Below are 2,694 nucleotides of genomic sequence, written 5' to 3'. Positions count from 1 at the left end.
ACAGGGGAGTTATGAATAGAGAATACTTTAGTTGATTAACTATTTCTCGTTTCAACCAATATAACAGTTAATAGATTTGGAGTTGAGTACATTGGGACAAAATCATTATAAATGGATTAATAAGCAATTACGAGAACATGTTGAAGTACTAGATGGCACGAGAAGTCCGCACATTTTATTAAAGAATGCAACGTATTTAAATTCATACTTACGTGAATGGACGATAGCGAATATTTGGGTATATGATGATCGAATTGTATACGTAGGAGAAAAACTGCCAGAGCGATTAACTGATTGTGAAGTTATTGATTGCGAAGGGAAATATGTAGTTCCTAGTTACATAGAACCGCATGCACATCCATATCAATTATATAATCCAGAGACTTTAGCAAATCATGCGATGCAATTTGGGACAACAACTTTCATTAATGATAATCTAACTTTATTTTTCACATTACAGCGTGAAGTAGCGTTTCGTTTATTAGATGAATTTAAAAAGATTCCAGCAAGTATGTATTGGTGGTGTCGTTTCGATGGACAGACTGAGCTGCAAAATGGCCAATCTTTATTTAATAGTGAAGAAATAATGGAGTGGCTGAAGCATGAAGATGTTCTTCAGGGCGGCGAGTTAACTGCATGGCCCAAATTATTAAATGGTGATGAGGAAATGTTAAATTGGGTACAGGAAACAAAGTGGTTACAGAAGAAAGTAGAAGGTCATTTTCCAGGTGCGTCTGAAACAACGTTAGCGAAGTTAAAGTTATTAGGTACGGATTGTGATCATGAGGCGATGACAGGGCAGGAAGCATTAACACGCCTTATGCAAGGTTACACCGTTTCTCTTAGAAATTCTTCTATCCGTCCAGATTTAGAAATTTTAGTAAAAGAATTGCTAGAACTAGGTGTTAAACAATTTGATAGATTCATTTTCACAACAGACGGTTCGCATCCGTCATTTTATGAAAACGGAATGACAAATAGATTGATAGAAATAGCGATTAAGCAAGGGATACCAGTTATAGATGCCTATAATATGGCAAGTTATAACATTGCTCGTTATTATAATATGGAGCATTTACATGGTGCGATTGCCACAGGTAGAATCGCCAATATTAACATTTTGGAAAGTAAAGAAAACCCGGTGCCGATTAGTGTAATTGCAAAGGGACGATGGGTGAAGCGTAACGGAGTAAACAAAAATGAATCATTACGTATAGAATGGGATGAATTTCAAGTAACCCCTCTACAACTAGACTGGTCTTTAAAGAAAGAAGATATGATTTTTTCTGAAACAACAGGTATAAAATTATTAAATGATGTTATTTCAAAACCATATGTAACTGAAATCGACTTAAACGGTGAGGAACTTTCTATTGATCATGATGAATGTTTCCTTATGATGATTGCTCGTGATGGCACTTGGCGAGTGAATACAGTTGTGAAAGGTTTTGCGAAAGAATTAGGAGGTCTTGCAAGTTCTTATTCTGGTACAGGTGACATCATTCTTATTGGAAAAAGTAAAGAAGATATGCTTACAGCTTTTCATAGAGTAAAAGAGCTAGGTGGCGGTATGGTAATAGCGGAAAGAAATGAAGTGTTACACGAAATTGCATTACCGTTGCTCGGGATTATGTCCGATTTAAAAATGAGCGAATTAATACATAAAGAGAAAAAAATGGTGAAATTACTACAAGAGCGAGGATATGCCTATAACGATCCAGCATTTACGATTTTATTCTTTTCTGCGACGCACTTGCCTTTTATACGGGTAACGCCTATAGGATTATATGATGTGAAAAGTAGTAGGGTACTCGCTTCGCCGATGAAACTGATAAATCAATATTAAAAGGAAAGGTCCTATAAAAAGTCTATTTTATAGGACCTTTCACATTCCTAGCATAAGAATATCTTAAGCCTCAAATAATATAGTATCTAGATCATTTGAGGTGATACGTATATATGAAAAAACTATTGTATATTTTAAGCGTATTTGTTTTATGTGTATCTATTCAACACGTTGTACATTCCCAATCAGATGCACCAAGCTTATCTTCGGATTGTCTCGAAGAAAGAAAAACTCGAGATGAAAAGTATGTGAAAAATATAATGAGGGATATTAGATCCACGTTTAATTTGAATTTTGATGAAAATAGCTTTTGGGAAGTTGATAAAAGAGATTTAGAAGCTGCACACTTCATGTATGGTGGCCGGGTTGATGATACTTATTATAATTCGTTAACTAAAGTTTTTGAAAGTGGTGGATATAGAGGAGAGCCTAGGCTGTTTGTAAAGCCGCTTGAAGCATTTTTACTTTATAAAGAAATAGACGATACAAATGTAATAAAACATCTTGAACTTGAAAAAGGGGAATGGGTTGTTACCGAAACGAAAAAGAAGCAAGGGAAAATGGTGGAATACAAACCGTTACAATGTGAAAAGGATTATCTGAAAAAGAGAAATGAGTATCATAATATGAACTGATGTAACAAAATGCTAATTAACGTTGTTTTTATCAACAGATAGCTTGTTATCTATATAAAATAGGAAAAGGTAAGTAAACATATTATCCTTTGTAATATGTTTATTTACCTTTTTGAATGGGGTTAGTTGAAAACTATTTGCTGGCTAATGCAAAAATAATTTCCAACGAATCCTTCATCGTAAAAAGAGGAGTTTGTGTCAAAATATTTATAC

General features: G+C 34.3%; 2 protein-coding genes. Both read left to right on the top strand.

The features are described from left to right. Positions 1 to 91 precede the first annotated feature (91 nt). Positions 92 to 1,846, top strand: coding sequence for an adenine deaminase (locus AB3X48_RS20750; RefSeq protein ID WP_016105223.1), 1,755 nt, complete (start codon positions 92 to 94; stop codon positions 1,844 to 1,846). A gap of 113 nt (positions 1,847 to 1,959) precedes the next feature. Further along, entirely contained in the window at positions 1,960 to 2,481 is a 522-nt protein-coding gene (locus AB3X48_RS20745; RefSeq protein ID WP_016105222.1) for a hypothetical protein, read from the top strand. The last annotated feature ends 213 nt before the right edge of the window (positions 2,482 to 2,694 follow it).

Source organism: Bacillus sp. S4, from assembly GCF_040838205.1.
Lineage (GTDB): Bacteria > Bacillota > Bacilli > Bacillales > Bacillaceae_G > Bacillus_A > Bacillus_A cereus_U.
This window is presented reverse-complemented; position numbering and strand designations above follow the sequence as displayed.